Here is a 26,058-nt window from a genome sequence, read left to right as displayed (position 1 = left end):
ATCAGACAGATCATGAACAATACCATCGCAGAGCTGTTAATGGGTAAGAGGTAGTCTGACCAAACACCGGAAAAGACATCGTTTAATCAAAACATATGTGCGCACGTTACACGCTGACCAAAGAGCAAAAAGAATTATTGAAAGCTTATGCCGTGAAGTTGCCGGTAGATTATTCACCAAACTATAATCTCGCGCCAACACAGAACGGATTGGTGATTACGGGCGACGAACCTGATATTGCACAGCAAATGCATTTTGGTCTGGTGCCTTTCTGGGCAGAGAATACCAAGCTGAACTTCTCTACAATGAATGCGAGAAGTGAAGAGGCAGCGACTAACCGCACCTGGTCTCCTTTGTTGAAAAATCACAAAACCTGTTTGGTATTGGCTGATGGTTTTTACGAATGGGATAAAAAGACCGGAACAAGTTTGCCCTATCGCTTTGTACTCAATGACCGGGAATTATTTGCTTTCGCCGGATTGTGGAGCCAGTGGAAAGATAAATTTTCCGGAGAGGTATACCGTTCTTTTACGATCATGACCACCGTAGCAAATGAAACGGTAGGCAAGGTACATGACCCTAAATTCAGGATGCCGGTTATCCTGGGTGCAGAAACAGAAAAGTTATGGCTGAGCAAAGACTTAAGCGTGTCGGATTTGTTGAGCTTATGTAGTCCCTATCCGGATGAACTGATGAAGTCATACCGCGTATCTACCGCTGTAAATGCTACTGTAGTAAATAAATCACACAACAATGCGCCGGAATTGATGCTGCCGCTCAATAGTCAATAGACAAGATACGGGGCAACAAGGGAGACTGACCTACATGAATACGCATGTACAGCGCGTATACTCCGCATTGACTCCGCCTTTTTTAACTAGGTGAAAAATGCGGAGTCAATGCGCATTAAACGCTGATTTATGGCGCAGTGATCCAGTTCTAACTCCCTGCCTTCTCACTTCTCAGCCTGATCCTGTAATGATGAAGCAGACGTTGTCCAGTAATGTCCGCCAAATGTGGACATTACTGGACGTCAGTATAGATTGGTCGCCAAATACTTCATTTTGACTTTTTGTTCGATTATATTCGCCTTATAAAAATATAAAGTTATGGGACTATTCGATGGAAAACACTTTACTGGGCCGGTAGGTCCGGTAATCTTCAGAAAAAGAAAAGGCAAGCAGGTAGTTTGTGCGAGACCACTTCCGGGAACAATGAAGCAAACAGAAAGCACTAAAAAAGCTTCCGGTACTTTTGGAATGGCCAGTTCGATTGTAAAGCATATTAAGGAGGCAAATAGTGCAGAAATAATGAGCTACCATGATGGAACGTTGCATAACCGGCTCATGACGGAAATCAATCCGATCCTCTCCCAGTGCAGGGATCTGGCTACGATGCGATACAGTTTTGAAGTTAACAGTTTTAGTCAGCTTGCGGGACTGGACTTTAATGCAGAATCGCCCCTTCGGAAATATTTAGGGTTTGGTCCCCGGATTAGTCTGGAGAAAAATAGCCTCCATGTTAAATTCCCGGCGGGCCAATCTAAAAAGAAAATAAAGTTCATCAAAGAAAGTAATTCATGCGATCTTACCCTGAGCTTACTGTTATTCAGATTAAAAGATGGAAAGCGGTTAAAGGAACCCCTGAAGCAAACAATCGTAGTGGCTAAAAATGATCAGGACCTGCTGGATGCGAAGGAATTCATTTTTGTAGTTCCGGATGGCTGCCTTTGCCTGCTGAGTATATTTTTGAAATACTATGATTATAACCAGTTGCTGAATCATCCGATGCTGAGCCCTGCTGCCATTTGCTTTGCAGAGCTGGTTCCTGGTGATTTTGAGGGGGAAGATTTGAACGTCTGGAGAGATATGGGGCAGCAATTCGATTGATTTTTTTGCTCAATATTTTCCTGAATAACGTATTTTTAAATCAGGTTTTTAAGTCAGCACTTTCAGCAAATTTATTAGCGGGTTTCGTCTGATCAACTTTAAATACATATACATCACATCCCGTAGTTCCGGCCTTAATGGAACCCAATATATAACATTAAAAATTCAATGCAAGCTTACTTTTCAGCTATTCTATAGCTAAATCCACAACCATTTGGGATTTCTACGAAACGATAAACGACAGGTTAATGTATGGCCGTATTTTTGATAATTAGTTTCAAAATCAGCAGAATGCTTTCTAAGAAATACAAATCAGATAATATTGTCAGGCCATTAGTGGTTATACTTTTTCTTCTGGTAATTATAGCGAACCAGTTTTATCATGGTACTATATGGCCAGTTGTATGTGCTGCTAGTTTAGCAACTCTAATGCTTGGTGTTGAGATATATAGAAACTATATTGAAGGCAATAAGAACAAAACGATCTACTACACAATCGCTTTGTTAGCAGTTTATATCATACTTTTTTTCTTTAATAATTTTACGAAACAATAAAATGAGATCCTGAAGTTTGCCTTATAATATGCTATGGTTCAGAAGCATATACGTGCTCTCTATTGTGATCTTTCAAATAATGAATTAAGTTCTTTTGATCGCAATCAGATAGGCTGTCAACTGTATTCTTTGCATCGGGAAAATCTTTACTAAACATTCCGTTGTGCCTGGTCTTAAAAATATAAGAACTCAATTTAACACTGTCCATCAAAGATATTTCTCTGAGCAAAAGAATATCTTCACGCAATCTAGTTGCTTCGTCCCACGCGAAGTGACAATTTGTACAACTTAATTTATCCCCTAAAATACGACCTTTTATCCTATCAGCTTTACAGGTATCGGCTGATGTAAAAGCAACTTTAAGCTTTCCACTGGTTCCGCTTGTGCATGCAATGAGAAAGCCTGAAATTACCAGTATAAGTATAGCTAATATTTGCTTTAGGAATTTAAAACCCATTTTAAGATCTATTTGTACAACGAACTGAGGCTGTATTGCCACGGCAATGATATTTAAAGTGGATGAAAAAACCAATTATGTTTTTAGTTCAGCCTCATGTGGCAGTAATCAACTTCGACTTACTTATTTTTATGAGAAATTTAAATTAATTTAAAATATATTTTGTTTTCAAAATAAAGCTAAGTAGATTATCATATGGAAAAAATGAAAAAGAAATAGAGAATCGCAGTCCTGATGTATAATTAAGAATTGCTTTACAAGCCTCGCGGCAAAATCTAGTAAATTTCACGTAGCGAGCGTAAGTTGAGCAACCTAAATCCTATCTTTGTTATAGGGTTGGTGCTCGCTTATGTCATTGTTACGGCCCTTTCGAGAGAATGGGTGGCTTTACTAGAGCCTTGCCACAATTGACTGAGTGAGTTACCAGCCCTATACCTTTTAGGGCGGTAACCCCTCATAGAGGCTTATTTAAATTGAAAAATTAAATAAGATCAATATGAAAACAAAAATCAACCACGATGTAATTCACATCCCTTTAGAGTTCAGGATAGCCTGCTCCATTTACAAACTGGATCCGCAGGAAGTGCTGCAAATCTTTATCAACCATGCTACAGTTTACGATTCCTTAGCTGACGGTTACAGCGAAGGTTATTCTGAAGCTTCCAAAACAATCGGTTTATATGTAGTCTCTTTAAGGCGGACGGCCAGAGGAAGCCATGCCTATAGTCATTGTCTGGAAAGTACAGCCCTGAATTTCAAAGCTACCTCGGATATCGCCAGCAGGAAAATAGGGTCTACAGCCGCTAAAAGAAAAAGCGCATCAGCTTATATCGATGAGTTGTATGCTACCATGGAACGCGTATATACCGCATCTGATACCTTTTACCTGGATGAAAATACTACGCTGCATTTTACCAAAGATTTCACCGTACTGTGTGAATTGCACAATTGTTATCCGGCAGAATACCTGGAAAATTTCATGAGCAGGATCTCGCTGGCAGAGATGGAAGCAAAAACTGGTCTTCAGGTCCCCAACGATAACTTCACTATGGCCTTCTTTATGAAGATTGTACTGGGCTTTGGAATGGTGAATGACGAAGTTCCGGAATTAAATGAAGAAGAAATTGCGTTTGTAAGGGAAGCGGAAGAATTGAGAGTTCAAATGTTTACGACCAGAAGTTTACCGAAAAGAATAGTGGTATTCAAAGAACTCTATCACAAGCGTTATGCGCAAATTATCATTCAAATTAGATGATGACAATGGAAAAACCATTCATCACAACATACAAGAGGTTCGTTAGAACTTCTTGTACGATTCCATTTTAACCACTACTTTTCCTTTTGCATGCCCGCTCTCTACATATTTTAAGGCTTCATTAGTCTGTTCAAAGGGAAATACACGGTCTATCACCGGTCTTATCGCCTGCTGTTCAATGAGTTTTGAAATCTCTTGTAATTGTTCCCCGTTAGCCTGCATAAATAGAAACGAATAGTCTACCTCAAGTTTCTTTGATTTGCTGCGGATACCCCAGCTGATGAGCGACAGGATGATCTTCACAAACCATGGAGCAGAAATTGCCCTGGCAAAATCTGGTGTCGGTGGTCCCGAGATAGAAATCGCCTTTCCACCGGGTTTCAGCATCCGAAGTGATTTTTCAAGCGTTTTTGTGTCCTGGCTGTTCAGCACCACATCATAATCTTTCAGAATGGTTTCAAAATCTTCCTTTTTGTAATCGATCACCACGTCTGCGCCGAGCTTCTTCAGCATTTCAAAGCTTTTCTCACTGGCAGTGGTAGCCACCGTTGCCCCAAGATGTTTCGCCAGTTGTATCGCAATAGTGCCTACACCGCCTGAGCCTGCCTGAATAAATACTTTTTGTCCTTTTTGGAGATTCGCCTTTTCTACCAGAGCCTGCCATGCAGTGAGGGCAACCAGAGGAATAGATGCTGCTTCTTCCATGGAAAGGTTCTTCGGCTTAAGGGCTATATCTCTGTGGTCAATGGCAATAAATTCTGCAAATGTACCGATGCTGAAATCGGACGGACGTGAATAAACTTCATCTCCAACCCTGAACTGCTTTACGTTTTTTCCAACCTGGGTAATGGCGCCGGCTACATCGTGACCTAAAATGAGTGGTAATTTGTAAGGCAGGATCATTTTGAATTCACCGGACTTTATTTTAGCATCGAGCAGATTGAGGCCGGCAGCATGGATTTTCACCAGCACTTCATTGTCCTTCAGGATAGGGGTAGCGACATCAGCTAACTGCAGCTCCTCTTTTTTACCGTATTTTGTGATTGTAAATGCTTTCATAATTGATATCGGTTACCTGAGTTGAGCGTATATTTTTTTAGGATTAACAAGGTTAAAGGCTAAGCCTGGAAATAATCTGCTGAGCACATATATTATTTTTGTGTCGCCAACACGAATGGTCAATTGATCGTTTTTGATCCCTGAAAGGAGTGCCTTCACCAGGTCATGTGTAGTTATCTTTTTATCATTCCTTTTGGCTGTCATCTCTGTTGCTACAAGGGGTGGCAACAATTCAAAGACCTTTAAACCACTGCCAAGTATTTCCAGGTTTTTTCTTAAGAGCTTGGTATAGAAACTCAAAGCTACTTTGGATGCAGAATAAGTAGGTTCTTCCAGGGCGGGAACCAGGCTAAGGATGGAGGTAGTGATAATGATTGCCGCCTGGTTTCTGGACTTCAGCATATCCATAAACAGGTTGTTCAGTCTGATGACACCGAAATAATTCACTTTCATCTCATAAACAGCATTCTCCAGAATCTGGTCATTAGTGATACCCAGGTTGAGGGCGGGACTACCAACACCTGCATTATGGTACAATATATCAATACCGCCCAGCGCTGTGACTTGTGTAAAGAGCGCATACGCGTCTTCTTCCTTTTCAACATCGCTTTTGATGACGGTTACCGAAGGCATAGTTTGTTTTACAGCGTCTAATTTATCCTGATTTCTGCCGGTAATGATCACCCGGGCACCGATTTCCAGAAATTGCTTTGTTGCTTCCAATCCAATTCCCGATGCTCCGCCGGTAATGAGCACTATTTTTCCTTTTAAGTTCATTTCGATGCGAGATTATACCTGTTGATTAATGGGGTGCCTGCTCAGTAATAGGATTTACCAGAGCATGTATTTTTTTGGTATCACCTACCGGAACTTCAAACTGATTTTTCTCCAGAGCGGCGAATAGTTCATCTGCTACTTCTGACGGAGGGATGCCATTTGCGCCACCTATCTCTGCTGAAAATTCGGTATTGACCAAAGGTGGATATAACTCATAAACATTTAAACTGTCGTTTGTAGCAAGTGCATCTCTCAGCCCTTGCGTATAACTGTGCAGTGCTGCTTTGCTCGCGGCGTAGGTAGGTAAATATTTGTTGGACCTAAATACAACTATGGAAGAAACATTGACGATTGCAGCCTCTTCCTGCGCTAAAAGCAGTGGTAAAGTAAGTGTGGTAAAATCAATTACGCTGATGTAATTGGTATTGATTTCCTGCGCAGCTTTTTCTGCTGAATTATTATTAACGTCACTTAAGTCGTTCATAAAGGCAGATCCGGCGTTATTGATAATGATATTCAGCTCCGGATAATTTGTTTTCAGGTCTGCCGCAATGCGCACTCTGTCTGCTTTTACAGATAGGTCGCCCTGAATAGCAACGGCATTATCCAGTTCTTTCAGTGCACTTTGAAGACGTTCTTCGCTGCGTCCGTTGATGATAATTCTGTTTCCTGCCGCACTTAGTTTTTTGGCGATGGCCAGGCCTATTCCGGCACTTCCACCGCTGATGAATACTGTATTTCCACTTGTTTTCATTGTATCTCTAATTTAATTGTGTAAATTCGCTTGCATTATGCAAGTGCAAATATATAAACAACTTTCATTTTGCAAGTGATTTTTAAAATTATTTTATGATAGATATAAAAAAGAGGTCTGAATGCCCTATTAGCAGCTCATTGGATATTTGGGGAGACAAATGGTCGTTGCTCATTGTTAGGGATTTGATGTTTGCTAAAGAATGTACTTATGGCGATTTCCTGAAATCGGAGGAAAAAATAGCGACTAATATTTTGGCTTCACGATTACAAATGCTGGAAAGCGCCGGGGTAATCACTAAAAAAGACCATCCCCAGAGCAAAGCAAAAGTGTTATACAGGCTTACCGAAAAAGGAATTGATTTACTGCCCTTAATGATTGAAATCAATTTATGGGCTGATCGGTATTTTACGCTGCCAGCCTCAAGAAAAGAAATGCTGGAAGAAGTAAAAAAAGACAAAGAAGCTTTCCTGAGAAATAAAAAAGCAGAATTATTGGCGCATGCAGAATAGCCTGCAGAAAGCAGTACTGGCGGAAAAGGGCGAGATATATACGATCTTGATGATAAAGCATATTCAAGCTTAGCCTGTGGTTATTCGGTGCGCCGCATAGCTAAGCTTTTCATCGTTTGAAAATATTTTACAGGCCGCTCAAAGAAATTTTTCTCCTTACATCATTATTACTATTTTGCACCATGCAGGTACTGTCAATGCTATTCTATTTTCTGGCTCAGCACTCGATTCTGGCCTTTTTTGCTGTCAATATTATCGGTTTTATACTTTACCTGTGGAAATTGGGGAAGCGGTTTATGGTGTTAACGTTTATATTTTCTGTGGTCAACTTTTTTATCGGGCCATTGTATAATGCCTGGTTTCTGGCCAAATTCGGTACAGATGGTATAGCCATCATCACGTCGGCAGAGGAAACCAGCTCAATGATGAATGAACAGTATATCTGGGAATACAGCCTGCTGATGAAGACTGCAGAAGGCAAGTCAGTAGAAACACAATTCACAACAAGTAATGTAGCTATTTATCCGATCCGCAATAACATCCTGATTCCGGCAGAGAAACAGCCTTTTGTGATCCGCTATATCCCTGGTTTTGAGAAAAATATTGTGATCATGTCTGATAAGTCTGACTATGGAAAACGCAGGATCAATTATGATCATCTGAAAGTAGTGGAGAAAGAAAAGACGAAATATGATTTCAGTCCGGAAAATGCTGAGTTCAGAAAGCGTTATATCGCCGCGATGCAGGACTATATCAATAATCCGGAAAACAGGATAGATTCAGCAAATATCAAAAAATTCAAAGCCATCATACAAAACATGCGGCCATAACACAGCTTAAAAATCAGATCAGCAAGCTGACTCGTCTGCTGCGGATGTGATCTCAAGAGCACAGGTGGAATGAACGTCGTAGCTTAGCGGAATGCAGGAAGCGGAGGCAGGATCATGATTTGCAACCTGGCTGATTAGAGCTTCATCTTGCTCATCTGGTAAAACGAAGCTAAAAAGGCGAGTGGCCTGTTGCAAATTTCCTCTCCTCCCGATTCCAGAAAAACATTTTCCAGGTCTGCAAAGCCAGCATGTTGCTGCTCAATACTTGCTGCACAGCAACCCATTGCCCATTCTCCAAAATTTCTGCCGGGTATCATCTCTTCTTTAAGTACAATGTGATTTGTATGCTTTGGATCACGTTGAATCAAATCGTACAACGCTCTAACGTCGGATTCATTACCCTCCAGTACTTGTATAAAACGGCCGCTCATTTTCCTGGGAACCTGATGTTTTGTAACATCGAGGAATTTTCCTTCTACATATAATAACAATCCCGTGATATTAAGACGTGTATTACGCACTCTTGATTGTGTGAGGATCTCTTTCAGTTGTTGTTCACTCATTAACTCAGCAGATTTGCTGATGTAAATTAAGTAAAATACCATAATTTATATTTTTTTGGAAAAATAATAAATTAGCTGAAATTTTACCTCATTCCGGTCAACATTCACTGCATTAGTTGGAGCTGGAATAAGTTGTCACAGTAGGTTATTTCATCTTATCAACGCTATATCAGGGAATAGATTTGAGATATGTTGACAATAGTGAGTATGCTTTAGTATTTTTGCGCAATGAAAGTTTGGATCATTTCCTACGCGGGCAAAGATTGTATACCGGAATTGATTGATGCGCAGGTGAAACAGCCCTATCCGCAACTGATCTGTAAGTTAGACGGAAAGAAATTTTACGTTGAATTTGAAAACCGCAGTGATCACTATGCTTCCCTTAACGGATCAGCAGCCAGGGTTGAAATTGTGTCCTGGAACAGATCGGTAAGACAGAAGGGAATGGCTGTTTGTAAATTGGTGGCTGCAGATCAGACTTCAGGTTGAAAATTATAGGTTGGGTATCAGCTAATAATATAAATCAATTTAGTAAACAGCCAGATCATGGTATAGTGTTTGTTTAGCTCTCTGACTACATACCTAAACATTGTTACTTGCCTCATATGTCGTTATCTCAAAATCCTGTTAATATCCTCCTTGTTGATGATAACGTCAGTAATCTCACCATTTTAAAAGAAGTTTTAGACCGTCCTGAAGTTAATATCATTACGTCCAACGTACCCGGTGAGGTGGTAGACATTTGTCTGGCGGAAGACATTTCTATTGCTTTGATTGATGTAAAAATGCCGGGACTGTCCGGATTTGAGCTGCTGAATCAGATTAAACAGAATCCTTTAACGGAGAATGTGGTGGTAATATTGATGACTGGTTATTCCATGAGCTCGGAAGAGGTGTTTTTAGGGCTAAGCAGCGGCGCGGTCGACTACCTGTTTAAGCCATTGGATATGCATATCACCAATGCAAAAATCACTTCACTGCTGACGCTGGTTAATTATCAGCGGGAGGTAGAGAAGAAAAATAAAGAACTGGAATTTTATCAGAAGGATTTGTTCCAGGCAGTTGAAGAAGCTAAAAAAGGTAAAGAGATAAAAGAGAACTTCCTGGCCAATATGAGTCATGAAATCAGGACGCCTTTAAATGCGATAGTGGGTATTACGAACCTGTTAAAAACTTCAGAACTGGACGATCAGCAAAAGGAAATGATCAGACTAATGGATTTCTCTTCTCATGCATTATTAGGAATAGTGAATGATGTGCTGGAGAGTTTCCAGATAGATGCAGGTAAGATTAATCTGGATGTGACAGCTATAGATGTTACTGCTTTATTTATGTCTGTTGCAGATACCATGCGTCCATTGGCGGTCGAAAAAGGTTTGGTTTTACATCACAACATTATAGGCGAGGTGCCAGCCTGGGTTAAAGCAGATGCGCTGAGACTGAATCAGATTCTGATGAATTTGATTAACAATGCGATCAAATTCACTGTGGCCGGACAAGTAGTAGTGACCTTGAAAGTGGGAGAGATAAATGACGGACGTACTGCCCTGGAGTTTACGGTCAAAGATTCTGGTCTGGGCATCCCTGAAAATGCGATCAAGGAAATTTTTGAACGTTTTGAGCAGGTGCAGGACAAATCATGGCAGAAGTTTGGCGGTACGGGTTTAGGCCTGAGCATTGTGAAGCGCTTAGCAGAATTAATGGGTGGAAGTATCACAGTAAATAGTGTTCTTGGAGAGGGAACGAGTTTTATTTTCACGGCTTTGTTTGAGCATGCAAATGATCTCGTCACTGAAATTGAACAACCCCTGAGCCCGACAGCTGATGAACTCAGTGATTTATCACATGTGCGCGTCTTGTTGGTGGAAGACAATGTGATAAACCAGTTTGTAGCGATCAGGATTTTGCAGCAATGGAATGTAAAGGTGGATTGCGCGCTAAATGGTTTGGAAGCATTCCATAAGGTAGCTGCGCAGAAATACGATCTGGTATTGATGGATACACATATGCCGGTAATGAATGGTATTGAGTCCACCCGCAAAATAAGAACGGAATTGCCGGAAGGCAAAAATAACATTCCGATTATCTCCTTTTCTGCGTCCGTGATTGAGCATGAGCAGAAGGAAGCATTGGATGCAGGGGTGAATGACTTCCTGGAAAAACCTTTCCATCCGCAAATTTTGCATCAGAAAATAGTGAGTATGACAAAGGGGCGAGCGAACCCGTCTGCGGGTTAGCCCTATCAGGAAAGTATATACTTATTGAGCGGTATTGTAACAATTTGACGAAGCCATGATTTCATCTATAAAAATTGATGCTAGTTTTAGCACATGGTAAATCCCGCTAACCTTGATCTCTTCAAATTCCCTATAGGCGCTTTTGTAAAAAAAGACGCATACGGTGCTGATGAATTTAATTCACTTATAAAAGATATAGAAAATGCACCTGCTGCATATAAAAAGCTTGCAGGCTCTATACAGATAGAGGATTTCTCCAAAACCTATCGTCCGGCAAGCTGGAACATTCAGCAGTTAATTCATCATGTTGCAGATATTCAGTTACTCCACTTTTTACGCATGAAAAGAGCTTTAACCGAGTCGGACTACCAGGAGGTGACGCTGATTAATATGGACGGGTGGGTAAGTACACCGGATGGAAGTCATGCGCCTATTGAAGATTCATTACTGATGCTTGAAGGTATCACTAAAAGGTATGTATATCTGATCAGGTCGTTATCTGATGAGCAGTTGCAAATCGCATATTTTCATCCGCTAAGGGCATTTGATATTAATCAGGCACAGGCTGTTGCGATGTCGGCCTGGCATTTGAAACACCATTTGGCGCATATTAATCTGGCCTTGCAGGGCTGAGCTTGCGGTATTTAGTCACTCTCTTTCGAAAATCTATTTAAAGGTCATTGGGAAGTATTTGATCGTGTAGATAATTCATTTATTCTATAATTGAGTGGGTTTCATTCTAATTGATTCCTTATTATGTTTATTTTGATTAATTAAATATCTTTTAAATTACTAATTGTGTCTCTGCGTTGGGTATATTTGTTGAATGTCAATAAATCCATATCTGAACTTAGAAACATCTAGCAATTTTCAGATCTTTGATTTTGAGAGTGTTGGCAAGAACTCTCTCAAAAAAAGAGCAATATTCGATCTCATTGATGAGTCTGAGCAACTATATAATTTGGCACTATGTACAGTATTGAAAGATGGAACACAAGACTTTAATAGTGAATCCAAAAACGGTGATATGGACACAGTATTGGAAACAGTTGCATATATAGGATTGATATACAGCGAAAGATTCCCTGAAAGAAAAATTTACTTTCGAGGAAGTAATACCGTGCGCTCTAGAAAATATCAAATGGGTGTAAATAGGTATCTGGAAATTCTGATAAAAACCTTCTTTATTGAGGGCCTTATTATAGACAAATATGATGAGATATTAGTTAGAGAAACTTTTCAAATTGGTAAAAACTACACTGCATTAATATTTACCAGAAAATAGTGCTAGTGATGTTTGCGATATTTTGCAAACATACTTTTGGCAGCAGAAGCTTTATCATTTAACGGTCCTGTGGCTATTTTATCTAAGTTAGAATTGATTTGTAGAACAACTACTTTTATAGCTGCAGCACTTTTAGGTATAAGCTGTCTCAATCTGGAATTGTGAGAAATACCAATAGGATTTCCGTATAACCAAGCATTGCCCACAGCCGCCGTATTCATCTTCGCAGATGGGTTACGTTTACTGGATACCTTGTTTTTAAATGCCTTTGATGTTGCCATAACCACGCTTGTTATATACTACAAAGATAATGAATTAAATAGTTTAATAAAAATCCCAATAATAGTAACAAAGGGGATTATTAAAGCATTATATCGGAGACATCATTCGAATTTTATACTAGAGATGATGGTATTTAGTCACTCTCTTAAAAAACAGAATGCTTAATACAAAAAGTAAAAATATACGTCCACAACATAGGGTGATCAATTCTTTCACGATTCCATTATCATAAAGGTTATTCTTATTGAAGTAAATCTTCACAAAATCACCCTTATCCGCCAATAAGCGGCACCCGTCACTGCCCTCAACCGTATCGCCTTTATAATTGATGTCAAACCGGGCCCCTCCACCGTATTTTTTACATACGTTTTTGGTAAGCATAGATTGGGTGATCACATAATCATTGCGATGGAAGATAAACACAGTACTTATTTTACTGACTGACTCATAAGTTAGCCATAGAACCGGGATTAAGAGCAGCAGTAAGAAGCCTAAGATAATTGTTGATTCTCTTTTATTCATTGCCCTCACTGTATAATCCACCGTACACAAATGTTAGCAGGCTTATTGCTGTTTCCTGATCTTTCTCCACTCAGCCAAAGTATATTGACGGTTTTTTACTGCATCATAGTAGAAAATCTCATAAGTTTTGGGATCTACTGCAAATTGGTAATAGTTTTTATAGCTTGGGGCATTGTCATTTACATTGACCTGATAGTAGGGGATCGATAATTCCGGCTCGGCACTCACCATCAGGGTAATCTGGTTTTTTCCCTGACTTACACGCTTGATATGAGCTGCCCGTTCCTTCACCTCTGGCAGAGCTGCGATAAGCAAAAGAACTTTTTTCTCTTTGGGATTGTTTGCTCTGATTTCCTGTGCTGTTAATTTTGCTGCACCAAGACTTAGTAAGCAGATTGTGAAAAGCATAAGAAGCTTAGTTCTATAGATCATACTGATATACATGTTATGGCTTAAAACGTTAGAAATAAGTAAATTGTTTTCTTACCCATCACTTAAGCCTTCCGTCGCATTTAAAGCAAGTGCATGACTCCCTGTTGCAGCATTGTGATAACTTTATGGAAATCATCACGATTTTACAAATCCAAAAGCTGAATGAAAATATATAACATTCAGAAATTAGTTATCCTGCGTTAGTTACTACCGCAGGATCACCTTTAAATGATAGCTTCTTTAATCAGGAAGATATGTTGGGCCTTCTTTAAGAGTTGTAATCCATATCAAAATGGGTAAAAAAACTTTCAGGTATGTTTTTTTATTCAGGATCAACTTGCAGAAAAACAACGCTAATTGTGTTCGTCAGCAATTTGAAGATGAATCTATGCGAATAGAACAGTAGTGGCTATTGTCCAACGATGAACAATTTTTGTGTTTTTAACATTAAATATCAAACCTTACTAAAATTTTTAATTTTTATAAAAATATGTACCTTGCGTTTGAATTTTTTGTAGTATCTGTATCAATAAAACTTTTCGTATGGAAAAAGAAAATTTTAATAACGCAATTGGTAAGAAAGTTAAGGAGCTCAGATTAAAGCAGAACTGGACTCAACGTGACGTTGCTGTCCGGCTTGGTATTTCCATACCGGCATTTTCTAAAATTGAAACGGGGATCACTGATATAAATACGGCGCGTTTAAAGCAAATTGCTAACTTATTTGAAGTCCCGGTTGCAGAATTGTCATTCGGAGTGAAAGAAAAAGGATTAGATACTAAGACACAGTTAACGATAATTACAAACTTAAAAGCAACTATAGCGCAGCGAGAGCAGGACATTATCAAAATTCAAAGAAAGTTAATTGACCTCTATGAAGAGCTTGAAAATCTCAACCGCGAGAGACTGGGATGATGAACAGCATCATCGGCAAAAAATTGCTGTCTGGACATATTTCTTTGTCAGATCATGTACATTAAATTAAAAAATAACGTAGACAAATATCATATATCAGCAATTACTGCGTTACCAATATAGAATGTGTAACAAGTATGTTGCGTAATAATCATTATTTCCCTTTTCCATTTTACTGTAAAACGCCGGAAAAGGTTTAATAGAGGATATATATGAAAACAAATGATAAACCGTCTGAACTCATCAACCAAGCCATTACCAATTTACCGAAAGGTAGTCGTGAACTGGCGCTCAAACTCTGGGAATGCATGAAAGATGCAACCCTTATAGAATTGGAATCGCTCATTCAATCGGAAACTAAAAGGTCGATTGAACGCAAGATTATCTTAAGAAAACTATATCCGCTTGAAGCCTGAACAGCAATAGTATTCCGGCCTTCAAAAATAATCAAAACCGTGGTTTATACGCTTGCAAATTAAATACTTAATTGCTAAGTTTAAGTTCCTCATTTCTCAGACCTGAAATCTGAAAAAGGGCTCTGTAGGGGTACAGGGCCCTTACTTATTTATCAAGTGCAAATTTTTCTGTTTTCAACATTCTGTTTGGTCAAATTGATTAACGGTGTTGCTGTTTTTTACAGGATTAAGGTATTTTGGACAATTGTCCTGATGAACAAACACGTTTATTTTCCCTTTTCAAAACTGCGGGTTACACAAATAGATTTAATAAAATCCACTATTTTTCAGGTAATTAATTCCTGTTAATAATGCCTTTAGACCATCTGTGAGCAATATTAAGAGTGAATCAGACAGCGTAAAGAGGAGATATCTGGATTTATAACACAAGGGAATATAGAGCGCTGATTGTGCAGTTGGTACACATATTGATATACGAAAAATGCAACTACCATTGCTAATTTTAATCTATTTACCTATGAAAAACATATCCCTTAATTTCGACATCAACTCGCATAAATCGTCACTTTCTAAATTTGCTTTGGCTTTTACCAGGAATGAAGACGATGCCAATGATCTGGTTCAGGATACTTTCCTTAAGGCGATTCGTTACGAAAACCTGTATAAAGAAGGTACGAATTTAAAAGCCTGGTTGTATACGATTATGAGGAATACTTTCATCAATGATTACAGAAGACAGGGACTACGTGATAAAGTGATTGACACAACTACTGATCTGTTATCTTTTCAGCTAATAAATAGCGCCAGTTCTAATACTGGTACAAACAGCTTTATCAATGAAGACATCCACAAAGCTTTTAATCAGCTTTCTCCTGCCTATTCAGTACCTTTTATTAAATTTTTTGAAGGCTATAAATACCATGAAATTGCAGCAGAACTTAATATTCCCCTTGGAACGGTAAAAACGCGGATTCATGTAGCCAGAAAATTATTGCAGGATACGTTAAAGATGTATAAAATCAATTAGCAAATAGTTTGATGCAATATCATTACCTTGGTCGCGAAAGGACAGAATATAATCTTTTCGAAAGCTTATGGAGAATAAAACGCAGCAAATCAGTGCGCTGATTGAACTCAACGACGAGCTGGAAAACTATTTCAGGAATACCATTATCCCGCAGCTCTTTGTAGATGCCAACATGGTTTTGCGGAAGTTCACACCACCGGCAATGAAGCAATTTAATCTGCGTTTAGATGATGTTGGCCGTTCTATAGAAGACATCAGAGACAACTTTCGTTTTCATAGCATTATGGAGAATATCCAGCAAGTAATTACTACTGGTGATATTCTGGAGAAAGAGATTCAGACGACAGACCTCCGTTGGTTCCAGATGAATATCCTGCCTTATATTATTGAAAAAGGAAGCAGGACGAATGGAGTGATCATCACCTTTGTGGATATTACCTCCAGGATCCGCGATCTGAAGGAGCAGGAAAAGCTGATATCGGAGCATGAACTTTTATTGGATACCATTTCCCACGATATCAAAACGCCGCTGACAAGTTTGGGTCTCACTATTGAGATGCTGAAGAAGATTCCTGAAAAAGGTATGGCCAGGTTTCCTGTTTTACTGGAAAAGGTGGAGAACAGTTTGTTGAAGATGAAGGACATTATCCATGACCTGACCGACTCCCGCCAGTTTAATAACCGTTATAAAGCGGTGGAAGAGCTGTTGAATTTTGAGCATATCTTGGAAGATGTGAGGCTAACCCTGGCCCCGCAAATATTAGAATCGGGTACGGTAATCAAAAGCAAAATAAACCAGTCGGAGATTATCTTTGTGCGCCGTAAGTTGCGCAGTATTCTTTACAACCTGATTAATAATGCAATCAAATACCGCGACATTAATCGTCCGCTTAAAATCCTTATTGACGTTTCTCAGGAAGAGGATTTCACCGTTATTACAGTAGTGGATAATGGCCGGGGCATTGCTGAGCAAGACTTTGAAAAGATCTTCACCAAGTATGAAAGGATTGCATTGGATGTAGATGGATCGGGTATCGGACTTTACCTGATCAGGGAAATCATCAAACTGGCCGGTGGCAAAATTACAGTTGAGAGTGAGCTGGGAAATGGATCAAATTTTAAGGTTTATATTAAAAATGGGGGGTAGTGGGGGTAGTATAAATTTAAGTGTCTTAACAAGATTATTATAGAATGATTATTCAAAAAAAATATGTTTTTAGAAAACTTCGAGAGAGAAATATTAGCATCACAAACTAAACCGCTTTCAGGGGGGATCGTAGCTAGCAATCTAAAAATAAATGATAATCGGACGGGACTTTTAACTTTAACTGGCGATATTTTGATCACACTAAAAGTTTTAGATCTGACTACCTTGGGTGCTTTTCGTATCCAAAGTTTAATGAAATCATCTGAACAAACAATTATGAATAAGCTGCGAGGTGGCGCTGACAGTGATCAGATTATTTTTTATGAGTATAGTTCAGTCAAAAATACATTCACTAATAAACAGCGTACTTACAGTTTAAAGTACAATTTTAATTACACTGCTAAATTGATTCAGATTAATAGCTTAAGTCAGTTAGCTGGCAATGATTTCGTATTAGCATTAGTAGATGGTATTGGGCATCGTTTCACAGATATGTACGGTAGAAAATATGTATCTGGTGGTCTTGCAAAAAAAAATGGTGGACCTGCAGCTGTTATTTATAAAGAATGGGAAAAAAACTATCTTATTGGTGTTCACGAATTCTTTCATACATTAGGTCTTCCCGACTTGGAAGAATCAGGGATGGAGAATAGATTGATGTATCATTTAGGGAGAGTAGGAAGTAACATCACAAATAATGAGAAAGCGGCAATGAATAAATTTATTATGTATGATCTTCGGGATATGACTAAAGGAAGTTATTCTAATCCCGGATATAATACAGCTAATCAGTTAAGAACCTTTTTAAATGATAAATCCAATGGTTTTATATACAATAAAGCGAAATTTAGGTAGCATAATAATAGGTTGTTGCTTACTGGCTTGTAATAATTCCCATCATACAAATGAAAAGGTTTTAGCCGTCAAAATTGATTCGTGTCAGTTGAGCCTGTCATTTGGCGATGCAGTTATGGCGAAAATGGGAGAATGCCGTTATTGCCATTTAAGAGGTGATGTTCCGAGATTTGAGGAAAACGTTCCGACATTAACTGAGTTGGCAGCGATGGACAGTTTAAAGATAAGTAATTTTATATTTATAGGTGGCCATAGTGGTATGTATAAAGAATCCTCATCACCACTTTTCAAAAGAAAATTGGATAGTTTGGATGATTGTGAGAAAAGAAATCTGATTCATTTCATCAAGGATTATAAGCGTAGCCAAATAGCCAATTAACTTAAGTATCAATTCAACTTTTTCAAATCAGCCAGTGGGAGGTAACTAGCTCATATACTGAAACCCATTATTTGCGGCAATAGTAATCAGTGGCTGAATATTTTCCCTGAACCTGATCTTTAAAGTTTCTCTGTTTAGGCTGTTTAATGCATTTAAATCGGGTAGTATGGTTAGATAATCCTGCAGCAATTTATTGGCGGGCGACAAGTCAAATATAGTTTTCATCGCCAGTTCCTGCAGTTCAAAATAAGCGTCAAAGTGTTTGTCCATAATGGGCAGCTTATCAGATTTTGAGGAGTTGAAACGTTTATCGGCAGGGATCAGATTCCAGATCAGGTCATGGGATACAAAGGCAAAAGGCACAAAGTGTTCAACAGCATATGCATTGAGATGGAGATAGGTGTCGGTATAGATACATTTAACAGGCCCGCTCTTATTGATCACAATATCCCAGAACTCTTTCCGCTGTTTCAGCAAACCACTTCTTTGTGGTCTTTTAAAGAGCTTGTTGGCGATATCAGGCACATTGGGATTATGCTTCTGCAGATAGATACACAAATGCCAGTAACAGAAAGCTTTCAGGATACCGCTGTTTTCAGTCAGATAGGCAATCCATTTAGGATTGATGATCACTTCATGTTCGTTTACCGTATAGAGGCAATCATTGCTGAAATCCTGCGATAGTTGGTAAATCTCGTGCTTCGATCCTTTAATTCTGCTAAACCAGGGACTCAAAAAACGATAGGGAACCTCTCCGTCAAAATACCTCAGGTGTCTTATCGTATCGGGCTTCGCGGTTCTGCTTAGTGTTTCAATGATCTGTTCTTTCTTAGCATCGATAGCGATATGCTCTAAACTCAGGATTTGTTTGATCGCTCTCTGCAACCGATCCTGCTTACCAAAGGAGAGGTTGAAATAGTTGATAGTATACCAGGCATTAGCCACCATGCCGGCAAAAAGCCCCTGTTTTTTGATTTGATAATGCCCCTTTTCTACAGCTTCAAGAATAGACAAGAACCAGTAAAATTTATAAGTAGCTGAAGTATTGTTAAAGCAGGAGGATAAAAGTGAAACCGGAACGGTTTGATCTGCTGGCAGCTGGTTCATATCGAAGAGGATGATCCCGAAGATAATCAAAGCTGATCGAATCTGTTCAATTAAAATATCATTTGGCTATAATTTGATAAGATACGGGATTGGCCATGATGGATGATTAAATTGCAGGCCGCGTATTAAATATCAAAACGCGCTCTCAAAATGCTCCCGTGACTCCTGCTGGAACTTAGTTTGGTATGATTGCTGTCATTCATAATAAAATAGAAACTACCATTAAAGCCTTTTCTTATTTCTTCAATTAAATCAGCATTGATAAGCGTACCCCTGTTTATTTTAACAAAATGATCTGGCAGTTTTTCTTCCAGGGCAGCGATGGTGAAGTCGGTCAGGTTTTTGTTCCCGTCAACCGTATGTAGAAATACATATTTATCCTCTGCTTCGATAAATGCAAGGTCTTCCAGTTTAATCAGCAGGATCCTGTCGCCAATTTTAACGGTAAGGGTTTTAATGTCTTTTTTAATGTTCAGCTGACGCATCAGCAGCTCCAGAGGGATAGTATAACTGGCATTCACCTGCAGCTTTTTCAGTTTATTGACAGCTTTTTCCAATCGTTCCGCTTCAATAGGTTTCAACAGGTAATCGATCGATTCTTCCTCAAAAGCCTTAACTGCATACTGATCATAGGCAGTGGTAAAAATAACTTTAGGCGGTTTAGCTAACCTTGACAGTAATTCAAAGCCATTCATTACCGGCATTTCTATATCCAGGAAAACCAGGTCTGGTTGCAGCGATTCAATTTGCGCCAAAGCCTCCTTTCCATTTGCGGCCTCGCCAATGATATTAATGTTTTCATGCACTGCAAGGAGTCGCTTTAAACGCTGACGGGCCAGGGTTTCATCGTCTATAATGAGCGTATTCCAGATTTTATCCATAGTGGAGCGGGATTTGTATTTTTATTTGTTTTACAGGATGATTGATGAGCTGAACTTCATACTGGTTGCCATAGAGTAAAGCAAGTTTATCATAGGTACTTTGCAGTCCGTAACCAATTTCAAGTTCGTCTGGAAATGGGATTCCATTGTCGGTAATGCTTATCTCTACCTGTTCAGTTTTCTTTACCCGGACAGTCAGTTCGGCATGATCGGCCACGTCTTTTAACCCGTGTTTCAGGGCGTTTTCTACCAGGGGCTGGATCAGGAACCTGGGTATTTTTGCATAAAGCAATTCCTCATCCACTTCGATTGTAAAATTTATACGCTCTTCAAATCTCACTTTTTCTATATCCAGGTAGGTGTTCACAATTTCCATTTCTTCTTTAACGGTGACCAGGTCCTCCTGGTTTTGATTGATGCTGTACCTGAACAATTTAGACAGCTTCAGGGTCATGCTTTCTGCTTTATCCGGGTTTTCATGAATTAAGCTCGCAATCGCATTTAAAGAATTATATAAAAAATGAGGGTTGATTTTTGACTGGAGGGCAGCCAGTTCTGCCTGCGTTTTCATCTGGCTCAGTCGCAATACCTCCATGTCGCGCGCCTGTATTTTTGCATTTAAGCCCCTCTTCTGGAAAAAATAGACATAGATAATGGTGCAGCTGATCACTACGATAATGGTACTGAACCGTACATCTTCCCAATGGAAAAAATAATATTGCTCTTTAAATAACCATGCCCTGAGCAGGTAGATCAGCTCGATGGCGATAACCATTCCGATCACGGCAGAGGTATAATAGGCCAGGATCGAAAATAAGCGTGTTTCCTTTTTTAACCGTAAATATTTCTGGTTGATATAAATCACATTGGTGACTGAGAGGCTGATGACAATACTATATAAGAGCTGGAAGAACGTACTTCTCCAGCCTATCCATTGTCCTTTATGAGCACTGATGAGCAATGTAAGGAGTAAGCCGATAACTGCACCCAGCATCAGGTTATAAATGTTGGCCTTCAGCCAGCTGGCATAGATGAACCTGATCCCTTTTTTTTCCTGATGCTGAGTAAAGTTGGTCGACATAGCTGCTTAATTACATTGTGCCAACAAAGTTTTAGCTCTTTCTGATCCCCATGAAGGAGCAATTTCACTGGCCGCTTTAAAGATAGCAAATTTTGCTACTGCGTTTTCCAGGATCGGTTTGGCTTTCGCTTTTCCGCCGCCAAAGGCCTCGGGTGTGTAAAAGGTGTTTTGTCCGTTGATCAGATAGATGCGCGGGTTACCGGGGTTCAATGCCTGTGCTTTGCCTAAAGATGACCTGGACATACCCATAAATGATAACCTGGACTGAGGATCGATACTCATCTTCATGTATTGGATATAACCTTTCAGCGCATAGATCTCACTGTTTTCTGCAGATAGCGCATCGGACTGATCTATTTGTACCAAAGCCTTGTCATAATACTGATCCTGCAGTGACTTATCTTTACTGGTTAAACCCGCGATCAGGTTGGCATAGGCAGCATAGTACGAAGGCAGCCACTCTTTGGTCTCAACCTGGGCAATTCTTTCAAAATAATTTGAGGTCTTGAGGAAGTCGGCGGACGATTCAGCAGTCTTCAGCATATCGAGGCCTTTTTTTACGCCTGTTTGAAATTTGGTAGTGTTCGCCTGACCGAAACTGTTGAGGCTGATCATTATCAGCAGCAGGATAATTGATGTTGTTAAATTTTTCATGATTGTTTTTTTTATGGTTTTTAATTGTTTATTATTCTGGTGTTTATCTGACAAATGTGTTATCACCTATGGTGATTAAAATTCCCACAATCAGGTTCCTCTTTGCTGCCGGAACAATAGCCCTCCTGTTTAAACCATCGCTGCTATATTGATAACCATAGACATTATTAAAGCCGGTAACGTTATTGGCATTGAGGTAAAGCACGGTAAACTGGTTGAAGAGGCGGGTGAGGTGACTGACAGTGAGGCTCAAACTATTGTAATTCTTAGTCCGGTCTGACAGGTAAACCGCGTTATTCGGGTTCACATAAGGTCTGCCCGATGCGAATGAATACGTAGCGCCAACCTGGGTCTGGATGCTTTCTATGAACTGCTTGTAGACTACAGCAGCAGTGTGTTTCGCAGCGAAGGCTGGTGTGGCCATCGCTGGAAAGTCCCGGAAGTTTCTCTTCGTATCCAGGAAGGAATAAGAGATATAGTAATCACCGTTTTTAATACTTTGTCTGTCTCTCCAGAACAACTCGACACCACGTGCATAACCGCTGCCGGAATTGTTGAGGTTAGCCGTGATTTCTTTGGTCAGGTGGTTATAATCTTTATAATATCCCTCAATCCTGAAATTCCTGTGCGCAGTATTGATTTCATATTTCAGGATATAATGATCAGCGATTTCAAAGTCCAGGGCTTTCATCACCAGGTATTCATCTTCCGGGTTCTGATAAAAACGGCCATAAGCGAATGAGAGCTGGGAGCTTCTACCGGTCTTTAGTCCGAGTGAGCTTCTGGGTGCCAGGTTAGCTTTTCCCAGGTAGGAGGAATATTCGGTTCTTGCCCCTAATCTTAAGACCAGTTTTTCGGTTAAAAAGAGGTCTGTTTCTGCAAAACCGGCGCTAAGCTGATCGCTGTATCCCCGCTCCATTCCATTCAGGCTTTCTGTTCTGCCGCTATTAAAGGTTTCTGTACCAAACTTAAAGTTTGACAGCCTGCCAAAATAATTGGTGATGGTGATTTTGCCATTATACATATGGTCATTCCTCGTATAATTATCGACTGATTGTAATCCTGCATCGGCAGTTTTATCGTATGCAAATCCGGCATCCAGTTTCCAGCTACCAGTCAGGTACTCTTTATAGGTAGAATTAATATAAACGTTATGATTGTTATTGCTGAAATAATTGGGTGCTAATGGCGCATCAATATTTTCCTGCAAAAGTGCCAGCCTGGATTCGCCATAGGTAGCATAAATCTTGAACATACCGGTGGCCGAGGTCTTGTGTTTATACTGGAGACTGCCACTGAATTGTTCTGGTACTTTTACGTAGTGATGCTGTTGTCTGATCAGCTGGTAGGTAGGACCTAAGTTGTAATAGCTACCGCCCAGGGTGAGTGCGCTGTTTTTGAAACGTATATTTTGATCCACGCCAACACCTACACTCAACAGGGAAATTCCTGTAGTTGTTTTTTCCGGCAGATCGGTGGTTTCCAGGATGAGTGCAGAAGACAGTGCCTGGCCATATTGTGCGGAGTAACCACCAGCGGAAAAAGAGGTTCCCTTAAATAAAAAGGCAGAAAGGCGGCCTCGTGAGGCCTGGTCTGGTACTGTAGCATTAAATGGGCTTTTGATCAGCATCCCATCGAAATAGGTCTTGGTTTCGGCTGCCGAACCACCTCTTACAAATAAGCCGCTTTCAGAAAAGGAGGTTTGTGCACCGGGTAAAGTTTGCTGTGCAGCAAATATATCTGCATTGGTTCCGGCTGTTGTGGCGATGTCCAGTGCCGATAGAACCGCACCCTTTTTTCCGTCGCCCGCAATAAAATAACCAGCACTGATGGCAACAGTCTCCAGTAAATTGATGGAGGGTTTGAGGATTAAATGGAGGGCAAGGCTGCTGTGATTGAGATCTACCGTAACCGAATCGGTTTCATAATTCAAAGCCGAAAACTGGATGGTCTTTAAACCGGTTTCTGTCGTAGAAAAAGTGAATCTGCCCAGACTGTCAGTAGAAGAACCATCATAGGTGTTTTTAAGCGCAATGTTTGCATTGATTACCGGTTCGCCTTTTGCAGATTTCAGGGTGCCGGATATATTGATCTGCGCTTGTGTGAGTGTAACAAAACAGCTAAGGAAGAGGACTAATTTTAAAACTTTCATTTTCGTGCTACAATTGAATTATAGTCCGAAGATGCGGGGTAATGGGTTGGAATAAATTTTAAAACCGACGAGTTGCAGAATTAGTGGAGTGAGTTGTACTTTGATAGAATTAACTAAGCCTTGCTGTCCGCTTTGGATATTGCCTTATTAATGTCAGTATTTCCATCCAAGATACTGTAGTGCCTACTTTACGCATGAGGAATTGGCTAATTTCGCCGGTGCTTCTGCGAATACTTGCTTTTTGAACTAACTTGCTGTTTGTTTGTAATTGGAATTATAGTCCTGATTCAATTATGTGATGGACTTAGCACATGACTTGAACTGGCAGATAGCAATTTCGTAGTTAATCGACCTCTTAATTATAAGTTCGTGGTAAACATGTATCTAGAATCGATGGTCTCTTGCTTTTCATAATTATTATGAAATAGTACTGTATTAATTAGGGTAAATAAATACTATTTTTGGGTAATATAGTGCTTATTTGATATAATAGTACTTCATAATTTAAGCTATTATTTAAAAGAGAAAATTATTGCATTTAATTGCTGTTGATAAGCATTTGAACTTTTATTAAAATTTCGCTTTTTACGAGTTAACGTGTTTTTTTATAAAATTATTATTCTCTATCGTTTTATATCACGAAAAGGATCTTACGTAGCTAACGAGGATATAAATGGTCATTTTTTTTGTTATTACACTAATATTCAATTAATTGTAAATTTTACTACTGTTAATATTATACTTATGAAGATAATCCAATCGTTATGGACAAAACCAGCTTTAAATAATATTGAATATGAAAATTCTCGTATGCATGGTGGTTGGATTAATCACAAGTATTTTATTATGAGTACATGCTTAAGCTGTTTGACCGCAAAACGTTATTATAGTCAGGTTGAGCTATACACAGATCAGTACGGTCACAATCTATTTATTGATCAGTTAAATCTTCCTTATTCTTACGTTGATCAAAATTTAGATCAGTTAGACAGTGAAGATAGCAGATTATGGGTTTTAGGTAAGTTAAAAACAATAGAAATTCAATGTGAGCCTTTTATACATATGGACAACGATGTTTATATATGGGAAAAATTGAGCGATTCAAACAGCCCAGACTTTCTTATGGCTCAGAATTTACTGCCTGTACCATTGCCATATCAAAGGTCTCTTAAAGAAATAAATGATAATTTCAAATATATACCGAATTGTTTACTAAATAAGAATTCCAATTACAGTACTCTGGCTAATATCGGAGTATTTGGCGGGAATAATCTTGAGTTTTTTAGAGATTATTGCGACACAGCCTTCGACCTTTTATTCAAAAACAGGAATCAACTGGAGTTAATTAATGTTGGCAGATTTAATCAAATACTAGATGAATATCTATTTATTTGTTTGGTAAGAGAAAAAGGATTAAAAGTAAAATACCAGATTAATGATAAATATGAACTGGATCCTATACAGGCTGTTCTAAGGTTTAATTTAGTTCCGTTCATTGATAAATATATTCACTTAATTGGTATAGCAAAACAAAATACTTTGGCATGCGAACAGTTGGAGTTGAGATTAAAGTATGAATTTCCGTTGTATCACCAGAAAGTTGTAGAATATCTCAGAAACAACAATTGGGAAACGACGGACTCATTATCATCTGCTAATATTTCGAATGAAAATACTTATAAATTATTTGACATAATTTATAATAAATCCCTTGAGGAAATTCTAGATATACCAATAAAATTGAAACAAGAATTTAATCTCATTACAAAAAAAGGTGAAGGGAAGTCTTCAAAAATATTTCTACAAAAAAATGATTCTCATGATGATGTTCTTTTTTCAAGGGAATTAGCTGGGATAAATGAAATTATGCTGCATTTTACATCACCTATTAGTATGAATGATTTGATAGAAGGGCTTGATAAAGGAAGTAAAGATTTTGAATATCTGAAATTTAAGTTAATTGATATCGTAAGTGAAAGTATTATCACTGAGAATATACTGGAATTCGTTTAAAAAGCAACAATTACTATTATTC

Annotated in this window: 29 protein-coding genes; 16 read left to right on the top strand and 13 right to left on the bottom strand. The window is 39.1% G+C overall.

Features of this window, described 5'->3' with window-relative positions; translation table 11 throughout:
• Nucleotides 1–95 precede the first annotated feature (95 nt).
• Nucleotides 96–791, top strand: a complete 696-nt coding sequence (locus OQX62_RS16170) for an SOS response-associated peptidase (RefSeq protein ID WP_265832648.1) — start codon at nucleotides 96–98, stop codon at nucleotides 789–791.
• A gap of 318 nt (nucleotides 792–1,109) precedes the next feature.
• Entirely contained in the window at nucleotides 1,110–1,889 is a 780-nt protein-coding gene (locus OQX62_RS16165; RefSeq protein ID WP_265832646.1) for a hypothetical protein, read from the top strand.
• Nucleotides 1,890–2,475: 586 nt separating this feature from the next.
• On the opposite strand, the gene OQX62_RS16160 is transcribed toward OQX62_RS16165, so the two are convergent.
• Nucleotides 2,476–2,901 carry a hypothetical protein gene (locus tag OQX62_RS16160; RefSeq protein ID WP_265832645.1) on the bottom strand — a complete coding sequence of 142 codons (426 nt, stop codon included), beginning with the start codon at nucleotides 2,899–2,901 and terminating at the stop codon, nucleotides 2,476–2,478.
• A 496-nt stretch (nucleotides 2,902–3,397) separates the two neighbouring features.
• Between OQX62_RS16160 and OQX62_RS16155 the strand changes: the two genes are divergently transcribed.
• Nucleotides 3,398–4,156, top strand: coding sequence for a hypothetical protein (locus OQX62_RS16155; RefSeq protein ID WP_265832644.1), 759 nt, complete (start codon nucleotides 3,398–3,400; stop codon nucleotides 4,154–4,156).
• 42 nt (nucleotides 4,157–4,198) lie between these two features.
• Here the strand turns inward: OQX62_RS16155 and OQX62_RS16150 are convergent, their stop codons facing one another.
• From OQX62_RS16150 to OQX62_RS16140, 3 genes are read right to left on the bottom strand one after another with little or no spacing between them, the layout of a single operon-like run.
• Complete coding sequence (locus OQX62_RS16150) at nucleotides 4,199–5,215, bottom strand: NADP-dependent oxidoreductase (protein ID WP_265832643.1); 1,017 nt, start codon at nucleotides 5,213–5,215, stop codon at nucleotides 4,199–4,201.
• Between the two features lie 12 nt (nucleotides 5,216–5,227).
• Nucleotides 5,228–5,992 carry an SDR family oxidoreductase gene (locus OQX62_RS16145; RefSeq protein WP_265832642.1) on the bottom strand — a complete coding sequence of 255 codons (765 nt, stop codon included), beginning with the start codon at nucleotides 5,990–5,992 and terminating at the stop codon, nucleotides 5,228–5,230.
• Nucleotides 5,993–6,017: 25 nt separating this feature from the next.
• A complete protein-coding gene (locus OQX62_RS16140) occupies nucleotides 6,018–6,746 on the bottom strand; it encodes an SDR family oxidoreductase (RefSeq protein WP_265832641.1) in 729 nt (242 codons plus the stop codon).
• Between the two features lie 95 nt (nucleotides 6,747–6,841).
• On the opposite strand from OQX62_RS16140, the gene OQX62_RS16135 reads away from it, so the two are divergent.
• Nucleotides 6,842–7,258, top strand: coding sequence for a winged helix-turn-helix transcriptional regulator (locus tag OQX62_RS16135; protein WP_265832640.1), 417 nt, complete (start codon nucleotides 6,842–6,844; stop codon nucleotides 7,256–7,258).
• A gap of 182 nt (nucleotides 7,259–7,440) precedes the next feature.
• Nucleotides 7,441–8,088 carry a hypothetical protein gene (locus OQX62_RS16130; RefSeq protein ID WP_265832639.1) on the top strand — a complete coding sequence of 216 codons (648 nt, stop codon included), beginning with the start codon at nucleotides 7,441–7,443 and terminating at the stop codon, nucleotides 8,086–8,088.
• 134 nt (nucleotides 8,089–8,222) lie between these two features.
• Here the strand turns inward: OQX62_RS16130 and OQX62_RS16125 are convergent, their stop codons facing one another.
• Entirely contained in the window at nucleotides 8,223–8,693 is a 471-nt protein-coding gene (locus OQX62_RS16125; protein WP_265832638.1) for a BLUF domain-containing protein, read from the bottom strand.
• A gap of 186 nt (nucleotides 8,694–8,879) precedes the next feature.
• Between OQX62_RS16125 and OQX62_RS16120 the strand changes: the two genes are divergently transcribed.
• The 4 genes from OQX62_RS16120 (at nucleotide 8,880) to OQX62_RS16105 (ending at nucleotide 12,173) form a co-directional block, all read left to right on the top strand.
• Nucleotides 8,880–9,140: a hypothetical protein gene (locus OQX62_RS16120; protein ID WP_265832637.1), complete on the top strand. Its 261-nt coding sequence runs from the start codon at nucleotides 8,880–8,882 to the stop codon at nucleotides 9,138–9,140.
• 116 nt (nucleotides 9,141–9,256) lie between these two features.
• Nucleotides 9,257–10,888, top strand: a complete 1,632-nt coding sequence (locus OQX62_RS16115; protein WP_265832636.1) for a response regulator — start codon at nucleotides 9,257–9,259, stop codon at nucleotides 10,886–10,888.
• 93 nt (nucleotides 10,889–10,981) lie between these two features.
• Nucleotides 10,982–11,521: a DinB family protein gene (locus OQX62_RS16110; protein WP_265832634.1), complete on the top strand. Its 540-nt coding sequence runs from the start codon at nucleotides 10,982–10,984 to the stop codon at nucleotides 11,519–11,521.
• Between the two features lie 193 nt (nucleotides 11,522–11,714).
• A complete protein-coding gene (locus OQX62_RS16105; RefSeq protein ID WP_265832633.1) occupies nucleotides 11,715–12,173 on the top strand; it encodes a DUF6934 family protein in 459 nt (152 codons plus the stop codon).
• A 2-nt stretch (nucleotides 12,174–12,175) separates the two neighbouring features.
• On the opposite strand, the gene OQX62_RS16100 is transcribed toward OQX62_RS16105, so the two are convergent.
• The 3 genes from OQX62_RS16100 to OQX62_RS16090 all read right to left on the bottom strand — a co-directional run bounded on the left by OQX62_RS16100 (nucleotide 12,176) and on the right by OQX62_RS16090 (nucleotide 13,385).
• Nucleotides 12,176–12,454: a hypothetical protein gene (locus OQX62_RS16100; protein WP_265832632.1), complete on the bottom strand. Its 279-nt coding sequence runs from the start codon at nucleotides 12,452–12,454 to the stop codon at nucleotides 12,176–12,178.
• A 118-nt stretch (nucleotides 12,455–12,572) separates the two neighbouring features.
• The gene (locus OQX62_RS16095) at nucleotides 12,573–12,977 is read right to left on the bottom strand and encodes a hypothetical protein (protein ID WP_265832631.1); all 405 of its coding nucleotides are present in this window, start codon (nucleotides 12,975–12,977) and stop codon (nucleotides 12,573–12,575) included.
• A gap of 42 nt (nucleotides 12,978–13,019) precedes the next feature.
• Nucleotides 13,020–13,385, bottom strand: a complete 366-nt coding sequence (locus OQX62_RS16090; protein ID WP_265832630.1) for a hypothetical protein — start codon at nucleotides 13,383–13,385, stop codon at nucleotides 13,020–13,022.
• Nucleotides 13,386–13,952: 567 nt separating this feature from the next.
• On the opposite strand from OQX62_RS16090, the gene OQX62_RS16085 reads away from it, so the two are divergent.
• The 6 genes from OQX62_RS16085 (at nucleotide 13,953) to OQX62_RS16060 (ending at nucleotide 18,148) form a co-directional block, all read left to right on the top strand.
• The gene (locus tag OQX62_RS16085) at nucleotides 13,953–14,324 is read left to right on the top strand and encodes a helix-turn-helix domain-containing protein (RefSeq protein WP_265832629.1); all 372 of its coding nucleotides are present in this window, start codon (nucleotides 13,953–13,955) and stop codon (nucleotides 14,322–14,324) included.
• A gap of 212 nt (nucleotides 14,325–14,536) precedes the next feature.
• On the top strand, nucleotides 14,537–14,740 hold the full coding sequence (locus OQX62_RS16080; protein WP_265832628.1) for a hypothetical protein: 204 nt from the start codon (nucleotides 14,537–14,539) through the stop codon (nucleotides 14,738–14,740).
• A gap of 517 nt (nucleotides 14,741–15,257) precedes the next feature.
• Complete coding sequence (locus OQX62_RS16075; RefSeq protein WP_265832627.1) at nucleotides 15,258–15,767, top strand: RNA polymerase sigma factor; 510 nt, start codon at nucleotides 15,258–15,260, stop codon at nucleotides 15,765–15,767.
• A 67-nt stretch (nucleotides 15,768–15,834) separates the two neighbouring features.
• The gene (locus OQX62_RS16070; protein WP_265832626.1) at nucleotides 15,835–16,914 is read left to right on the top strand and encodes a PAS domain-containing protein; all 1,080 of its coding nucleotides are present in this window, start codon (nucleotides 15,835–15,837) and stop codon (nucleotides 16,912–16,914) included.
• A 63-nt stretch (nucleotides 16,915–16,977) separates the two neighbouring features.
• The gene (locus tag OQX62_RS16065; RefSeq protein ID WP_265832625.1) at nucleotides 16,978–17,769 is read left to right on the top strand and encodes a hypothetical protein; all 792 of its coding nucleotides are present in this window, start codon (nucleotides 16,978–16,980) and stop codon (nucleotides 17,767–17,769) included.
• Nucleotides 17,735–18,148 (top strand): hypothetical protein, encoded by a 414-nt coding sequence (locus OQX62_RS16060; protein ID WP_265832624.1) that lies wholly within the window; start codon nucleotides 17,735–17,737, stop codon nucleotides 18,146–18,148. Before OQX62_RS16065 ends, OQX62_RS16060 begins: the two co-directional genes overlap by 35 nt.
• 45 nt (nucleotides 18,149–18,193) lie before the next feature.
• Here OQX62_RS16060 and OQX62_RS16055 read toward each other — a convergent pair whose 3' ends face one another.
• The 5 genes from OQX62_RS16055 to OQX62_RS16035 form a co-directional block, all read right to left on the bottom strand.
• Nucleotides 18,194–19,255, bottom strand: coding sequence for an HNH endonuclease domain-containing protein (locus tag OQX62_RS16055; RefSeq protein ID WP_265832623.1), 1,062 nt, complete (start codon nucleotides 19,253–19,255; stop codon nucleotides 18,194–18,196).
• Nucleotides 19,256–19,380: 125 nt separating this feature from the next.
• Entirely contained in the window at nucleotides 19,381–20,136 is a 756-nt protein-coding gene (locus tag OQX62_RS16050; RefSeq protein WP_265832622.1) for a LytR/AlgR family response regulator transcription factor, read from the bottom strand.
• Nucleotides 20,129–21,217 (bottom strand): sensor histidine kinase, encoded by a 1,089-nt coding sequence (locus OQX62_RS16045; protein ID WP_265832621.1) that lies wholly within the window; start codon nucleotides 21,215–21,217, stop codon nucleotides 20,129–20,131. The genes OQX62_RS16050 and OQX62_RS16045 overlap by 8 nt, the downstream gene beginning before the upstream one ends.
• Before the next feature lie 6 nt (nucleotides 21,218–21,223).
• Nucleotides 21,224–21,871 (bottom strand): hypothetical protein, encoded by a 648-nt coding sequence (locus OQX62_RS16040; RefSeq protein WP_265832620.1) that lies wholly within the window; start codon nucleotides 21,869–21,871, stop codon nucleotides 21,224–21,226.
• 43 nt (nucleotides 21,872–21,914) lie between these two features.
• Nucleotides 21,915–24,023 carry a TonB-dependent receptor gene (locus OQX62_RS16035; protein WP_265832619.1) on the bottom strand — a complete coding sequence of 703 codons (2,109 nt, stop codon included), beginning with the start codon at nucleotides 24,021–24,023 and terminating at the stop codon, nucleotides 21,915–21,917.
• Between the two features lie 744 nt (nucleotides 24,024–24,767).
• On the opposite strand from OQX62_RS16035, the gene OQX62_RS16030 reads away from it, so the two are divergent.
• Nucleotides 24,768–26,036: a DUF6734 family protein gene (locus OQX62_RS16030; protein ID WP_265832618.1), complete on the top strand. Its 1,269-nt coding sequence runs from the start codon at nucleotides 24,768–24,770 to the stop codon at nucleotides 26,034–26,036.
• Nucleotides 26,037–26,058: the final 22 nt, after the last annotated feature.

It is taken from the genome of Pedobacter sp. MR2016-24, assembly GCF_026239655.1.
GTDB lineage: Bacteria > Bacteroidota > Bacteroidia > Sphingobacteriales > Sphingobacteriaceae > Pedobacter.
This window is presented reverse-complemented; position numbering and strand designations above follow the sequence as displayed.